The sequence below is a fragment of the Pantoea sp. YR525 genome, assembly GCF_900116775.1.
Classification (GTDB): Bacteria; Pseudomonadota; Gammaproteobacteria; order Enterobacterales; family Enterobacteriaceae; genus Pantoea; species Pantoea symbiotica.
The window spans coordinates 268,821-282,959 of sequence record NZ_FPBU01000009.1 but is presented as its reverse complement, the minus strand read 5'-3'; the positions used below and the strand labels follow the sequence as shown (position 1 = coordinate 282,959).

At 54.5% G+C, this 14,139-nt stretch carries 14 protein-coding genes; all 14 read left to right on the top strand.

The window, feature by feature from the left end; all coding sequences use genetic code 11:
* The first annotated feature begins 3 nt into the window (after positions 1-3).
* The 14 genes from atpE to phoU all read left to right on the top strand — a co-directional run bounded on the left by atpE (position 4) and on the right by phoU (position 14,129).
* Positions 4-243 carry a F0F1 ATP synthase subunit C gene (gene atpE / locus BM323_RS19470; protein ID WP_003849523.1) on the top strand — a complete coding sequence of 80 codons (240 nt, stop codon included), beginning with the start codon at positions 4-6 and terminating at the stop codon, positions 241-243.
* Positions 244-350: 107 nt separating this feature from the next.
* Positions 351-821: a F0F1 ATP synthase subunit B gene (gene atpF / locus BM323_RS19465; protein ID WP_007893603.1), complete on the top strand. Its 471-nt coding sequence runs from the start codon at positions 351-353 to the stop codon at positions 819-821.
* 14 nt (positions 822-835) lie between these two features.
* On the top strand, positions 836-1,369 hold the full coding sequence (gene atpH, locus BM323_RS19460; protein WP_008106723.1) for a F0F1 ATP synthase subunit delta: 534 nt from the start codon (positions 836-838) through the stop codon (positions 1,367-1,369).
* 14 nt (positions 1,370-1,383) lie between these two features.
* Positions 1,384-2,925: a F0F1 ATP synthase subunit alpha gene (atpA, locus tag BM323_RS19455; protein WP_008106721.1), complete on the top strand. Its 1,542-nt coding sequence runs from the start codon at positions 1,384-1,386 to the stop codon at positions 2,923-2,925.
* A 52-nt stretch (positions 2,926-2,977) separates the two neighbouring features.
* Positions 2,978-3,844, top strand: a complete 867-nt coding sequence (atpG, locus tag BM323_RS19450) for a F0F1 ATP synthase subunit gamma (RefSeq protein WP_007893596.1) — start codon at positions 2,978-2,980, stop codon at positions 3,842-3,844.
* 63 nt (positions 3,845-3,907) lie between these two features.
* On the top strand, positions 3,908-5,305 hold the full coding sequence (gene atpD, locus BM323_RS19445) for a F0F1 ATP synthase subunit beta (protein WP_008106718.1): 1,398 nt from the start codon (positions 3,908-3,910) through the stop codon (positions 5,303-5,305).
* 24 nt (positions 5,306-5,329) lie between these two features.
* A complete protein-coding gene (locus tag BM323_RS19440; RefSeq protein ID WP_008106717.1) occupies positions 5,330-5,749 on the top strand; it encodes a F0F1 ATP synthase subunit epsilon in 420 nt (139 codons plus the stop codon).
* A gap of 208 nt (positions 5,750-5,957) precedes the next feature.
* On the top strand, positions 5,958-7,328 hold the full coding sequence (gene glmU / locus BM323_RS19435) for a bifunctional UDP-N-acetylglucosamine diphosphorylase/glucosamine-1-phosphate N-acetyltransferase GlmU (RefSeq protein ID WP_008106715.1): 1,371 nt from the start codon (positions 5,958-5,960) through the stop codon (positions 7,326-7,328).
* A gap of 250 nt (positions 7,329-7,578) precedes the next feature.
* A complete protein-coding gene (gene glmS / locus BM323_RS19430; RefSeq protein WP_008106713.1) occupies positions 7,579-9,408 on the top strand; it encodes a glutamine--fructose-6-phosphate transaminase (isomerizing) in 1,830 nt (609 codons plus the stop codon).
* A 175-nt stretch (positions 9,409-9,583) separates the two neighbouring features.
* A complete protein-coding gene (gene pstS / locus BM323_RS19425; protein WP_008106709.1) occupies positions 9,584-10,627 on the top strand; it encodes a phosphate ABC transporter substrate-binding protein PstS in 1,044 nt (347 codons plus the stop codon).
* Between the two features lie 89 nt (positions 10,628-10,716).
* Entirely contained in the window at positions 10,717-11,679 is a 963-nt protein-coding gene (pstC, locus tag BM323_RS19420; protein ID WP_008106707.1) for a phosphate ABC transporter permease PstC, read from the top strand.
* A complete protein-coding gene (gene pstA / locus BM323_RS19415; protein WP_008106705.1) occupies positions 11,676-12,563 on the top strand; it encodes a phosphate ABC transporter permease PstA in 888 nt (295 codons plus the stop codon). The genes pstC and pstA overlap by 4 nt, the downstream gene beginning before the upstream one ends.
* A gap of 43 nt (positions 12,564-12,606) precedes the next feature.
* A complete protein-coding gene (gene pstB / locus BM323_RS19410) occupies positions 12,607-13,380 on the top strand; it encodes a phosphate ABC transporter ATP-binding protein PstB (RefSeq protein WP_007893584.1) in 774 nt (257 codons plus the stop codon).
* A gap of 14 nt (positions 13,381-13,394) precedes the next feature.
* A complete protein-coding gene (phoU, locus tag BM323_RS19405) occupies positions 13,395-14,129 on the top strand; it encodes a phosphate signaling complex protein PhoU (RefSeq protein ID WP_007893583.1) in 735 nt (244 codons plus the stop codon).
* The last annotated feature ends 10 nt before the right edge of the window (positions 14,130-14,139 follow it).

The following is a 14,139-nucleotide window of genomic DNA, read 5'->3' as shown; positions in this document are numbered from 1 at the left end:
GTCATGGAAAACCTGAATATGGATCTGCTGTACATGGCTGCCGCTGTGATGATGGGCCTGGCGGCAATCGGTGCTGCGATCGGTATCGGCATCCTCGGAGGTAAATTCCTGGAAGGCGCCGCGCGTCAACCGGATCTGATCCCTCTGCTGCGTACGCAGTTCTTTGTTGTAATGGGTCTGGTGGATGCAATCCCGATGATCGCTGTAGGTCTGGGTCTCTACGTGATGTTTGCTGTCGCTTAAACCTGGTAGCCTTGTTCACTCATGGCACCTGGTGTGATGAGGGACGGATTCTGCCGTTTATCTCTGATAGCGGCAGAGCAAGTTAACTTAATAAGAGGCATTGTGCTGTGAACATTAATGCAACAATCCTCGGCCAGGCCATCGCGTTCATTCTGTTTGTCGCGTTCTGCATGAAGTACGTATGGCCGCCGATTATGGCTGCCATCGAAAAGCGCCAGAAAGAAATTGCTGAAGGCCTTGCTTCTGCTGAGCGCGCGAAGAAAGATTTAGATCTCGCGCAGGCCAATGCGACCGACCAGCTGAAAAAAGCGAAAGAAGACGCTCAGGTCATTATCGAGCAGGCGAACAAACGCCGTGCCCAGATTCTGGACGAAGCGAAAACCGAAGCTGAGACTGAACGTAACCGCATCGTGGCACAGGCGCAGGCAGAAATTGATGCCGAGCGTTCGCGTGCCCGTGAAGAGCTGCGTAAGCAAGTCGCGTTGCTGGCATTAGCTGGCGCCGAGAAAATCATCGAACGTTCCGTGGATGAAGCTGCTAACAGCGACATCGTTGATAAACTGGTCGCTGAACTGTAAGGAGGGAGGGGCTGATGTCTGATCTGATTACTGTAGCTCGCCCCTACGCCAAAGCAGCTTTTGACTTTGCTGTTGAGCATCAAAGCATCGATCGCTGGCAATCAATGCTGGCGTTTGCCGCAGAAGTGGCTCGCAACGAACAGATCGCAGATCTTCTTTCCGGTGCGCTTGCACCGGAAGCGTTATCTGCTTCTTTCATTGCAGTTTGTGGCGATCAACTTGATGAAAACGCCCAGAACCTGATTAAGGTAATGGCCGAAAACGGACGTTTGACAGCGCTTCCAGCGGTACTGGCTCAGTACATTCAACTGCGTGACGCTTATGAAGCGACAGCCGAAGTTGATGTGATTTCTGCCAGCACGCTGAGTGACAGTCAGCTGACTAAAATCAGCGCCGCGATGGAAAAACGTCTGTCACGTAAAGTTAAGCTGAATTGCAAAATTGATAAGTCTGTAATGGCAGGTGTGGTTATCCGTGCGGGTGACCTGGTCATTGATGGCAGCGTACGCGGCCGTCTTGATCGTCTGGCAGACGTCTTGCAGTCTTAAGGGGACTGGAGCATATGCAACTGAATTCCACCGAAATCAGCGAACTGATCAAGCAGCGCATTGCTCAGTTCAATGTCGTGAGTGAAGCTCACAACGAAGGTACTATTGTTTCTGTAAGTGACGGTATCATCCGCGTACACGGCCTGGCCGATGTCATGCAGGGTGAGATGATTGCCCTGCCGGGCAACCGTTACGCTATCGCACTGAACCTCGAGCGTGACTCGGTTGGTGCAGTAGTGATGGGCCCGTATGCTGACCTCGCGGAAGGCATGAAAGTAAAATGTACGGGTCGTATTTTAGAAGTTCCAGTTGGCCGTGGCCTGCTGGGCCGTGTGGTGAACACCCTGGGTGCACCGATCGACGGTAAAGGCGCAATCGAAAACGACGGCTTCTCGCCTGTTGAAGTGATTGCACCGGGCGTTATCGACCGTCAGTCAGTAGACCAGCCTGTTCAGACCGGTTACAAATCTGTCGATGCGATGATTCCAATCGGCCGTGGCCAGCGTGAGCTGATCATCGGTGACCGTCAGACCGGTAAAACCGCAATGGCAATCGACGCCATCATCAACCAGCGCGATTCAGGCATCAAGTGTGTCTACGTTGCGATTGGCCAGAAAGCGTCAACCATTTCTAACGTAGTTCGCAAACTGGAAGAGCACGGCGCGCTGGCTAACACCATCGTGGTTGTCGCTTCTGCTTCTGAATCTGCAGCACTGCAGTACCTGTCACCGTACGCCGGTTGTGCGATGGGTGAGTACTTCCGTGACCGCGGTGAAGATGCACTGATCGTGTACGATGACCTGTCTAAGCAGGCTGTTGCTTACCGTCAGATTTCTCTGCTGCTGCGCCGTCCACCAGGTCGTGAAGCATTCCCTGGCGACGTGTTCTATCTCCACTCTCGTCTGCTGGAGCGTGCATCACGCGTTAGCGCTGACTACGTTGAGCGCTTCACCAATGGTGAAGTGAAAGGCCAGACCGGTTCTCTCACCGCACTGCCAATCATCGAAACTCAGGCGGGTGACGTTTCTGCGTTCGTTCCGACCAACGTAATCTCGATTACTGATGGTCAGATCTTCCTGGAATCTAACCTGTTCAACTCCGGTATTCGTCCAGCCGTTAACCCGGGTATCTCGGTATCCCGTGTTGGTGGTGCTGCACAGACCAAGATCATCAAGAAACTGTCCGGTGGTATTCGTACCGCGCTGGCACAGTATCGTGAACTGGCTGCGTTCTCTCAGTTCGCTTCCGATCTGGACGATGCAACGCGTAAACAGCTGAGCCACGGTCAGAAAGTGACCGAACTGCTGAAACAGAAACAGTATGCGCCGATGTCAGTCGCGCAACAGGGTCTGGTGCTGTTTGCTGCTGAGCGCGGCTATCTGAACGATGTTGAACTGGCGAAAGTCGGCAGCTTCGAAGCCGCTCTGCTGGCGTTCGCGGATCGCGATCACGCTGAGCTGATGGCTGAAATCAACCAAGCGGGTAACTTCAATAACGAAATCGAAGAGAAGCTGAAAGGCCTCCTCGAAACGTTTAAAGCAACCCAGTCCTGGTAATGTCTGGCGGCTTGTCTGAAAAGGCAGGCCGCAAGGCTTTGAGGAGAAGCTAATGGCCGGCGCAAAAGAAATACGTAGTAAGATCGGAAGCGTAAAAAATACGCAGAAGATCACCAAAGCGATGGAAATGGTCGCCGCCTCCAAAATGCGTAAAACGCAGGAACGCATGGCGGCCAGCCGTCCGTATGCAGATACCATGCGCAAAGTGATTGGTCACCTTGCTCTGGGTAATCTGGAATACAAGCACCCTTACCTGGATGAGCGTGACGTTAAGCGCGTCGGCTACCTGGTCGTTTCGACTGACCGCGGGCTTTGTGGTGGTTTGAACATTAACCTGTTCAAAAAATTGCTGGCAGATATGAAAGGCTGGGCAGATAAAGGCGTACAGAGCGATCTGGCCGTTATCGGTTCGAAAGGCAATTCATTCTTCGGCTCTGTAGGTGGCAACATCGTGGCACAGGTCACCGGTATGGGCGATAAGCCTGCACTGTCTGATTTGATCGGCCCGGTAAAAGTGATGTTGCAGGCCTATGATGAAGGTCGCATCGACAAGCTGTATATCGTTGCCAACAAGTTTAATAACACCATGTCTCAGACTCCGACCATTACCCAACTGCTGCCGTTACCGCCAGCGGAAGGTGAAGAAGAGATGAAGGCGAAGACCTGGGATTACCTGTACGAACCCGATCCGAAAGCGCTGCTGGATACCCTGCTGCGCCGTTATGTCGAATCGCAGGTTTATCAGGGTGTGGTGGAAAACCTGGCCAGTGAGCAGGCCGCACGTATGGTTGCGATGAAAGCTGCAACCGATAACGGCGGAAACCTGATCAAAGAGCTGCAGTTGGTTTACAACAAAGCTCGTCAGGCCAGCATCACCCAGGAACTTACCGAGATCGTCTCGGGAGCCTCCGCGGTTTAACCAGGCATATATCCTGTCGCGCGAGCGCGGCTGGGTATTTTCGTATTAGGTAGAGGATTCAAGATGGCAGCTGGAAAGATTGTCCAGATTATCGGCGCCGTAGTTGACGTCGAATTCCCTCAGGACGCGGTACCGCAGGTATACAGCGCTCTCGAGGTGAAAAATGGTGATGCTCGTCTGGTGCTGGAAGTTCAGCAGCAGCTGGGTGGTGGCGTGGTTCGTACCATCGCCATGGGTACTTCTGACGGCCTGAAGCGCGGTCTGGAAGTTACTGACCTGAAAAAACCTATCCAGGTTCCGGTTGGTAAAGCAACCCTCGGCCGTATCATGAACGTATTGGGTGAGCCAATCGACATGAAAGGCGACCTGCAGAATGACGACGGCACTGTAGTAGAGGTTTCCTCTATTCACCGTGCAGCACCTTCTTATGAAGATCAGTCTAACTCGCAGGAACTGCTGGAAACCGGCATCAAGGTTATCGACCTGATGTGTCCGTTCGCTAAGGGCGGTAAAGTCGGTCTGTTCGGTGGTGCGGGTGTAGGTAAAACCGTAAACATGATGGAGCTGATCCGTAACATCGCGGCTGAGCACTCAGGTTATTCGGTATTTGCTGGCGTGGGTGAGCGTACTCGTGAGGGTAACGACTTCTACCACGAAATGACTGACTCCAACGTTATCGATAAAGTAGCGCTGGTGTATGGCCAGATGAACGAGCCGCCGGGTAACCGTCTGCGCGTAGCACTGACCGGTTTGACCATGGCGGAAAAATTCCGTGATGAAGGCCGTGACGTTCTGCTGTTCATCGACAACATCTATCGTTACACCCTGGCCGGTACTGAAGTATCAGCACTGCTGGGTCGTATGCCATCTGCGGTAGGCTATCAGCCAACGCTGGCAGAAGAGATGGGTGTGTTGCAGGAGCGTATTACCTCCACGAAGACTGGTTCAATCACTTCTGTTCAGGCCGTTTACGTTCCTGCGGATGACTTGACTGACCCGTCACCAGCAACCACCTTTGCTCACTTAGACTCAACCGTTACGCTGAGCCGTCAGATCGCCTCTCTGGGTATCTACCCAGCCGTTGACCCGCTGGATTCAACCAGCCGTCAGCTGGATCCACTGATCGTGGGTCAGGAGCACTATGACGTTGCGCGTGGCGTGCAGTCTCTGCTGCAGCGTTACCAGGAACTGAAAGACATCATCGCCATCCTCGGTATGGACGAGCTGTCTGAAGAAGACAAACTGTTGGTGGCACGTGCGCGTAAGATTCAGCGCTTCCTGTCTCAGCCGTTCTTCGTTGCTGAAGTCTTCACCGGTTCTCCAGGTAAGTACGTGACCCTGAAAGACACCATCCGTGGCTTCAAAGGCATCATGGAAGGCGAATTCGACCACCTGCCAGAGCAGGCGTTCTACATGGTCGGCGCTATCGAAGAAGCCGTAGAAAAAGCGAAGAAACTGTAATTTAGGTTTCCCAGGAGGAATGGTATGGCTATGACTTATCATCTGGACGTGGTCAGCGCGGAGCAACAAATGTTCTCCGGTCTGGTCGAGCGTATCCAGGTGTCAGGTAGCGAAGGTGAGTTGGGGATTCGTCCTGGCCACGCCCCGCTGCTGACAGCCATCAAGCCTGGTATGATTCACATCGTGAAACAGCACGGCGAAGAGGAGTTTATTTACCTCTCTGGCGGCGTGCTGGAAGTTCAGCCTGGCAGCACCACCGTTCTGGCCGACACCGCGATTCGCGGTGAAGACCTTGACGAAGCGCGCGCGCTGGAAGCGAAACGTAAAGCAGAAGAGCACATGAACAGCAGTCACGGCGACGTGGACTATGCTCAGGCTTCTGCGGAACTGGCGAAAGCCATCGCGAAACTGCGTGTCATCGAGCTGACCAAAAAAGCGATGTAATCAGGCTTTATGTGTCACGAAATGCCAGCCCTTTGGGTTGGCATTTTTTTTGCCCAAAACCCATCATCTCGTAGGGGCGCCATTTATGGCGAACACCAGCTGACCTCAATCCGCTTTCCCCAACCCCGCTAATTTCGACCCGAGAAAAATGTAGTAATCTCAGGGCTAAACCTTACACTTTCGACAGTTGAAGAGAATCAGGATAGTTATGTCTACGAACGCGATGAGTGTGGTGATCTTAGCCGCTGGCAAAGGCACCCGAATGTATTCCGACCTGCCTAAAGTTCTGCACACCCTTGCAGGTAAACCGATGGTTCAACACGTGATTGATGCCGCAACCGGTTTGGGCGCCCAGCAGATCCACTTGGTTTATGGCCACGGCGGAGATTTGCTGCAATCGACGTTAGCGCATAACGCACTCAACTGGGTACTGCAGGCCGAACAACTCGGTACCGGCCACGCGATGCAGCAGGCCGCGCCCTTCTTTGCCGATGACGAAGATATTCTGATGCTGTACGGCGATGTGCCGCTGATTTCGCAGGCCAGCTTGCAACGTCTGCGCGACGCGAAACCCGCTGGCGGCATCGGTTTACTCACCGTGGTTTTGGATAACCCAACCGGTTACGGTCGTATCGTGCGTGAAAACGGCACGGTGACCGGCATTATCGAGCAGAAAGATGCCTCGCCAGAACAGCTGAAAATTCAGGAAATTAACACCGGCATCCTGATTGCCAACGGCGGCGACCTCAAGCGCTGGCTGGCGCAGCTTAACAACAACAACGCGCAGGGCGAATTCTATATCACCGATATCATCGCCATGGCGCACCACGAAGGCCGCGTGATCAATGCGGTGCATCCGGCGCGCATCAGCGAAACCGACGGCGTCAACAACCGCCTGCAGCTGGCAACGCTTGAGCGCGTCTATCAAAGCGAGCAGGCAGAGAAGCTGTTGCTGGCGGGTGTGATGCTGCGCGATCCGGCGCGTTTCGATCTACGCGGTTCGCTGCAACACGGCCGCGATGTTGAGATCGATACCAACGTGATCATCGAAGGCAAGGTCACGCTCGGCGACCGCGTAAAAATCGGTGCCGGCTGCATCATCAAAAATAGCGTGATTGCTGACGACTGTGAAATCAGCCCCTATTCAGTGATCGAAGATGCCACCTTAGCCGCCGCCTGTACGGTTGGGCCTTTTGCGCGTCTGCGTCCGGGCAGCGAGCTGGCGGAAGAAGCGCACGTGGGCAACTTCGTAGAGATGAAGAAAGCCACTCTCGGCAAAGGCTCCAAAGCCGGTCATCTCTCTTATCTTGGCGATGCGGAAATTGGCGCGGGTGTGAATATCGGCGCGGGCACCATTACCTGTAACTACGATGGCGCCAACAAATCCAAAACCATCATTGGCGACAACGTGTTTATCGGTTCGGATACCCAGCTGGTGGCGCCGGTCAGCGTGGCGAGCGGCGCCACCATCGCCGCAGGCACCACAATAATGAAAGATGTGTTAGCTGCGGATCTGGTCTACAACCGTAAAGAGCAGAATCAAAAATCGGGCTGGCAGCGCCCTGTTAAGAAAAAATAAATTTTAAAGGCCGACAACGATCGGCCTGTTTGCAGTACCAATTACCCTTAATAATTCGAGTTTTAGGAAGGCGGCAAGAGTGTGAATCCTCAGGAGCTTACTTAAGTAAGTGACTGAGGTGAGCGCTCGCAGCCAACGCACCTACAACTTGAAGTATGACGGGTAAAATATCCCCACTCTCTACAAGGCTCGGGGAAATCAGGTCGTATGACAACGCAATGGCCGAAAGCCATGAAGTCAGGAAATTACTATGTGTGGAATTGTTGGTGCAGTAGCGCAGCGTGACATCGCAGAAATTCTGCTGGAAGGTTTGCGTCGTCTTGAGTATCGCGGTTATGACTCAGCGGGATTAGCCGTTGTCGATCGTCAGGGCCATATGACGCGCCTGCGTCGTCTGGGCAAAGTGCAGAACCTGGCGGAAGCCGCAGAGCAGCAGCCGCTGATTGGCGGCACCGGTATCGCACACACGCGCTGGGCGACACACGGTGAACCGTCGGAGGCCAATGCGCATCCGCACGTTTCCGAGCACATCATCATCGTGCACAACGGCATCATTGAAAACCATGAGCCGCTGCGCGCGCAGTTACTTGAGCGCGGCTATCACTTTGCCTCAGAAACCGACACCGAAGTGGTGGCGCATCTGGTGCATTGGGAGCAGAAGCAGGGCGGCACGCTGCGTGAAGTGGTGCTGCGCGTCATTCCGCAGCTGCGCGGTGCGTATGGCATGGTGATCATGGACAGCCGCGATCCTTCGCTGCTGGTGGCGGCGCGTTCCGGTAGCCCGCTGGTGATTGGCCGTGGCGTGGGTGAAAACTTTATTGCTTCCGATCAGCTGGCACTGCTGCCGGTGACGCGTCGCTTCATCTATCTGGAAGAGGGCGATATTGCCGAGATCACTCGCCGCGAAGTCACCATTATCGATCGTGACGGTAAAACGGCTAAGCGCGCCGAAATCGAATCGACCGCGCAATACGATGCCGGCGACAAAGGCATCTATCGTCACTACATGCAGAAAGAGATTTACGAGCAGCCGAACGCGATTAAAAACACCATCACCGGTCGTTTTAATCACGGCGAAGTCGATCTTAGCGAGCTGGGCCCGGATGCTGAGAAGCTGCTGAGCCAGGTCGAGCATATCCAGATCATCGCCTGCGGTACTTCATACAACTCTGGCATGGTATCGCGCTACTGGTTTGAGTCGCTGGCCAACCTGCCTTGTGATGTGGAAATCGCTTCGGAATTCCGTTATCGCAAATCTGCGGTGCGTAAAAATAGCCTGCTGATCACGCTGTCACAATCGGGTGAAACTGCCGATACGCTGGCGGCGTTGCGCCTGTCAAAAGAGCTGGGTTATCTCGGTTCGCTGGCGATCTGTAACGTGGCCGGTTCATCGCTGGTGCGTGAGTCAGATTTGGCGCTGATGACCAAAGCCGGTACCGAAATTGGCGTTGCCTCGACCAAAGCCTTCACCACGCAGTTGGCGGTATTGCTGATGCTGGTGGCGAAACTCGGTCGTCTGCACGGCATGAAAGCCGAAACCGAGCACGAGATTGTGCACGCGCTGCAGGCCTTGCCGAGCCGCATCGAGCAGATGCTGGCGCAGGACAAAGTGATCGAAAATCTGGCGGAAGGTTTCTCGGATAAGCATCACGCGCTGTTCCTTGGCCGTGGCGATCAGTATCCGATCGCGATGGAAGGCGCGCTGAAGCTGAAAGAAATCTCCTATATCCACGCCGAAGCCTATGCGGCGGGCGAGCTGAAGCATGGCCCGCTAGCGCTAATTGATGCGGATATGCCGGTGATCGTGGTCGCGCCGAACAACGAACTGCTGGAGAAGCTGAAATCCAACATTGAAGAGGTACGCGCGCGCGGCGGTTTGCTGTACGTGTTTGCCGATCAGGATGCCGGTTTCAGCGACAGCGATGGCATGAAAATCATCTCTCTGCCGCATGTAGAAGAGGTGATTGCACCGATCTTTTACACCGTGCCGTTACAGCTGCTCTCGTATCACGTGGCGCTGATTAAAGGCACCGACGTTGACCAACCACGTAACCTGGCGAAATCGGTTACCGTTGAATAAACTGCTATAAGAGTGGGCCCACAACGGGCCCGCTTCATTTCTGCACGCTGTCATATAACTGTCATATTTCGTACATTTCACTGTCATCAAACTGTCCTATTTTCCCTCCAGCAGCAATCACGACTCCTACTAAAATGGCATTGAGCCTGATTTTTTTAAATCCCCTGGAGGGAACATGACACTGATGCGTAGCACCGTAGCCCGAATCCTCGCCGCCACCTTCGCAGTAAGCGCGGTCTCTGCTTTTGCAGCAACCGATCTGACGGGCGCAGGCGGGACATTCCCGGCGCCGGTTTATGCCAAGTGGGCAGCCGAGTACCAGCAAGCCACCGGTAGCAAAATCAACTATCAGGGTATTGGTTCTTCAGGCGGCGTGAAGCAAATCATCGCTAAAACCGTCGATTTCGGTGCGTCTGATGCACCAATGAAAGAAGAAGATCTGCAGAAAAACGGCCTGTTCCAGTTCCCTACCGTGATCGGTGGCGTGGTGCTGGCGGTTAACATCCCAGGTGTGAAATCAGGTGAACTGACTCTCGACGGTAAAACCGTGGGCGACATCTACCTCGGTACCATCAAAAAGTGGAACGACCCGGCGATCACTAAACTGAACCCAGGCGTGAAACTGCCAGATTCCAACATCAACGTGGTTCGCCGCGCTGACGGTTCCGGTACTTCATTCGTCTTCACCAGCTACCTGGCGAAAGTGAACGAAGAGTGGAACAGCAAAATCGGTAAAGGTAACACCGTTAACTGGCCGACCGGTCTGGGCGGTAAAGGTAACGACGGCGTGGCTGCATTCGTACAGCGTCTGCCGGGTTCAATTGGCTATGTGGAATACGCTTACGCCAAGCAGAACAACCTGACCTACACCAAACTGGTTGATGCCGACGGTAAAGCGGTCGCACCAAGCGAAGAGAGCTTTGCGAATGCCGCGAAAGGCGCAGACTGGAGCAAAACCTTTGCTCAGGATCTGACCTTCCAGAAAGGCAACGCAGCATGGCCGATCACCTCGACCACCTTCATCCTGATTTACAAAGATCAGGCGAATGCGGAAAAAGGTAGCGAAGTACTGAAGTTCTTCGACTGGGCTTACAAAGGTGGCAGCAAAACCGCAACCGACCTGGATTACGCCGCGCTGCCAGAAAGCGTTGCTAACCAGATTCGTGCAGCGTGGAAAGCGAACATCAAAGATAGCTCCGGTAAAGCGCTGTATCAGTAACAGATTTACCTGGCCAGCCGAGACGGCTGGCCAACCCCAATGGGCGGCCTGCGTGCCGCCCTGACATCCCCCTGAGAACAGAGAATTCTATGGCTGCCACTAAGCCGACGTTCAAAGCCCCCGGTAAACAAGGCGACATGATTTTCGGCGCGCTGGTGAAGCTATCCGCGCTTATCGTGTTGTTGTTGATGGGCGGCATTATCGTCTCCCTGATTTTCTCCTCCTGGCCAAGCATCCAAAAATTTGGTTTCTCTTTCCTGTGGAATAAAACCTGGGATGCGCCAAACGAACAATTTGGTGCGCTGGTACCGATTTACGGCACCCTCGTCACCTCGATAATTGCCTTGATCATTGCCGTGCCGGTGAGCTTCGGCATCGCGCTGTTTCTGACGGAACTGGCGCCAGGCTGGCTGCGTCGCCCGCTGGGCACCGCCATTGAGCTGCTGGCGGCGATCCCCAGCATCGTTTACGGCATGTGGGGCCTGTTTGTTTTCGCCCCGCTGTTCGCCGAATATTTCCAGACGCCGGTGGGCAACGTGATGTCGAATATGCCGATTGTCGGCACGCTGTTCTCTGGCCCGGCATTCGGTATCGGTATTCTGGCGGCGGGCGTGATTCTCGCCATCATGATCATTCCGTACATCGCCTCGGTGATGCGCGACGTGTTTGAACAAACGCCGGTGATGATGAAAGAGTCGGCTTACGGTATCGGCTGCACCACGTGGGAAGTGATCTGGCGCATCGTGCTGCCGTTCACCAAAAACGGCGTGATTGGCGGCGTGATGCTCGGCCTGGGCCGCGCGTTGGGTGAAACCATGGCGGTGACCTTTATTATCGGTAACACCTACCAGCTCGACAGCGCTTCGCTGTTTATGCCGGGCAACAGCATCACCTCCGCGCTGGCCAACGAATTTGCCGAAGCGGAATCCGGCGTCCACGTAGCAGCACTGATGGAACTGGGTCTGATCCTGTTCGTGATTACCTTTATCGTACTGGCGATCTCCAAACTGATGATCCTGCGTCTGGCGAAGAGTGAAGGAGCCCGTTCATGACCGCTATTGAAGTTCAGGCTCGCGCTGAGCTGGAAGCCTCGCGCCGCAAAATGCAGGCGTGGCGCAGCACCAAAAACAAAATTGCCCTGACGCTGTCGCTGATGACCATGGCATTCGGTCTGTTCTGGCTGGTGTGGATTCTGTTCACCACCATTACGCGCGGTGTTGATGGTTTGAGCTGGTCGCTGTTTACCGAATCGACGCCGCCGCCGAATACCGCGGGCGGTGGTTTGGCGAACGCCTTAGTCGGCAGTGGTTTACTGATTTTCTGGTCGACGATCGTCGGAACGCCGCTTGGCATCATGGCCGGGATTTATCTGGCGGAATATGGCCGTAAACACTGGCTGGCGGAAGTGATTCGCTTCATCAACGACATTCTGCTGTCAGCACCGTCGATTGTGGTGGGCCTGTTCGTCTACACCATCGTGGTATCGCAGATGCAGCACTTCTCCGGTTGGGCCGGCGTAGTGGCGCTGGCGCTGCTGCAAATCCCGATTGTGATTCGCACCTCCGAAAATATGCTGCGTCTGGTACCCGACAGCATGCGTGAAGCGGCTTATGCGCTGGGTACGCCGAAGTGGAAGATGATTTCGGCAATCACGCTGAAAGCCTCAGTTTCCGGCATCATCACCGGTGTGCTGTTGGCCGTAGCGCGTATCGCCGGTGAAACCGCACCGCTGCTGTTTACTGCGCTGTCGAACCAGTTCTGGAGCACCGACATGATGCAGCCGATCGCTAACCTGCCGGTCACCATCTTTAAATTCGCCATGAGCCCGTTTGCCGAGTGGCAAAGCCTGGCGTGGGCAGGTGTGCTGATTATTACCGTGTGCGTGCTGCTGCTGAACATTGTGGCGCGTGTGGTTTTCGCCAAGGGCAAACACTAATTTCCCGGCGCGGCTTCGGCGGCGCTGCTTATGAGAGACGAGAATGAGTAACGTGACTTCATCAGCCGGTAAAATTCAGGTCCGTAATCTGAACTTCTATTACGGTAAGTTTCACGCGCTGAAAAACATCAACCTGGATATCACCAAAAACCAGGTGACCGCGTTTATCGGCCCATCAGGCTGCGGTAAATCGACTTTGCTGCGCACCTTCAACAAAATGTACTCGCTCTATCCGGAGCAGCGTGCAGAAGGTGACATCCTGCTGGATGGCGATAACATTCTGGCTTCTAATCAGGATATCGCCCTGCTGCGCGCGCGCGTCGGCATGGTGTTCCAGAAGCCGACGCCGTTCCCGATGTCGATTTATGACAACATCGCCTTCGGCGTGCGTCTGTTTGAAAAGCTGTCGCGTGCCGATATGGATGAGCGCGTGCAGTGGGCGCTGACCAAAGCCGCGCTGTGGAATGAAACCAAAGACAAGCTGCATCAGAGCGGTTACAGTCTCTCCGGCGGTCAGCAGCAGCGTTTGTGCATCGCGCGCGGCATCGCGATTCGCCCGGAAGTGCTGTTGCTGGATGAGCCTTGTTCAGCGCTGGATCCGATCTCAACCGGTCGTATCGAAGAGCTGATCACCGAACTGAAGCAGGATTACACTGTGGTGATCGTGACCCACAACATGCAGCAGGCTGCGCGTTGTTCTGACCACACCGCTTTCATGTATCTGGGCGAGCTGATTGAGTTCAGCGATACCGATACCTTGTTCACTAAGCCCGCACAGAAGCAGACCGAAGATTACATCACCGGTCGTTACGGCTGATTCAGGAGACGCACATGGATAATTTAAATCTGAACAAACACATCTCCGGTCAGTTCAACGCGGAGCTGGAGCACATTCGCACGCAAGTGATGATCATGGGCGGCATGGTTGAGAAGCAGCTGATGGACGCTATCACCGCGATGCACAACCAGGATGGCGAGCTGGCGCGTCACGTGATCGACGGCGACCAGAAGGTCAACATGATGGAAGTGGAGATTGATGAAGCCTGCGTGCGCATCATCGCCAAACGCCAGCCCACCGCCAGCGATTTGCGTCTGGTAATGGCGATCATCAAGACCATTTCTGAACTGGAACGCATTGGCGATGTGGCGGAAAAAATCAGCCGCACCGCGCTGGAGAAGTTCAGCCAGCAGCATCTACCATTGCTGGTGAGTCTTGAAGCGCTCGGACATCACACCGTGCAGATGCTGCATGACGTGCTGGATGCGTTTGCGCGCATGGATCTCAACGAAGCCATCAAAATCTACCGTGAAGACAAGAAGGTGGATAAAGAGTACGAAGGCATCGTGCGTCAGCTGATGACCTACATGATGGAAGATCCGCGCACCATTCCAAGCGTGCTGACCGCGCTGTTCTGCGCGCGCGCCATCGAGCGTATCGGCGATCGCTGCCAGAACATCTGCGAAATTATCTTCTATTTCGTTAAAGGTCAGGATTTCCGTCATGTGGGCGGCGACAAGCTGGATGAACTGCTGTCGGGCGACGACGGCAGCAATAAACCCTCTTGATTGATGTGTC

Excerpts from the sequence above, each read along its gene's own strand:
- atpE (WP_003849523.1), top strand. The coding sequence starts at position 4 with ATGGAAAACCTGAATATGGATCTGCTGTACATGGCTGCCGCTGTGATG.
- atpH (WP_008106723.1), top strand. The coding sequence starts at position 836 with ATGTCTGATCTGATTACTGTAGCTCGCCCCTACGCCAAAGCAGCTTTT.
- atpA (WP_008106721.1), top strand. The coding sequence starts at position 1,384 with ATGCAACTGAATTCCACCGAAATCAGCGAACTGATCAAGCAGCGCATT.
- atpG (WP_007893596.1), top strand. The coding sequence starts at position 2,978 with ATGGCCGGCGCAAAAGAAATACGTAGTAAGATCGGAAGCGTAAAAAAT.
- atpD (WP_008106718.1), top strand. The coding sequence starts at position 3,908 with ATGGCAGCTGGAAAGATTGTCCAGATTATCGGCGCCGTAGTTGACGTC.
- BM323_RS19440 (WP_008106717.1), top strand. The coding sequence starts at position 5,330 with ATGGCTATGACTTATCATCTGGACGTGGTCAGCGCGGAGCAACAAATG.
- glmU (WP_008106715.1), top strand. The coding sequence starts at position 5,958 with ATGTCTACGAACGCGATGAGTGTGGTGATCTTAGCCGCTGGCAAAGGC.
- glmS (WP_008106713.1), top strand. The coding sequence starts at position 7,579 with ATGTGTGGAATTGTTGGTGCAGTAGCGCAGCGTGACATCGCAGAAATT.
- pstS (WP_008106709.1), top strand. The coding sequence starts at position 9,584 with ATGACACTGATGCGTAGCACCGTAGCCCGAATCCTCGCCGCCACCTTC.
- pstC (WP_008106707.1), top strand. The coding sequence starts at position 10,717 with ATGGCTGCCACTAAGCCGACGTTCAAAGCCCCCGGTAAACAAGGCGAC.
- pstA (WP_008106705.1), top strand. The coding sequence starts at position 11,676 with ATGACCGCTATTGAAGTTCAGGCTCGCGCTGAGCTGGAAGCCTCGCGC.
- pstB (WP_007893584.1), top strand. The coding sequence starts at position 12,607 with ATGAGTAACGTGACTTCATCAGCCGGTAAAATTCAGGTCCGTAATCTG.
- phoU (WP_007893583.1), top strand. The coding sequence starts at position 13,395 with ATGGATAATTTAAATCTGAACAAACACATCTCCGGTCAGTTCAACGCG.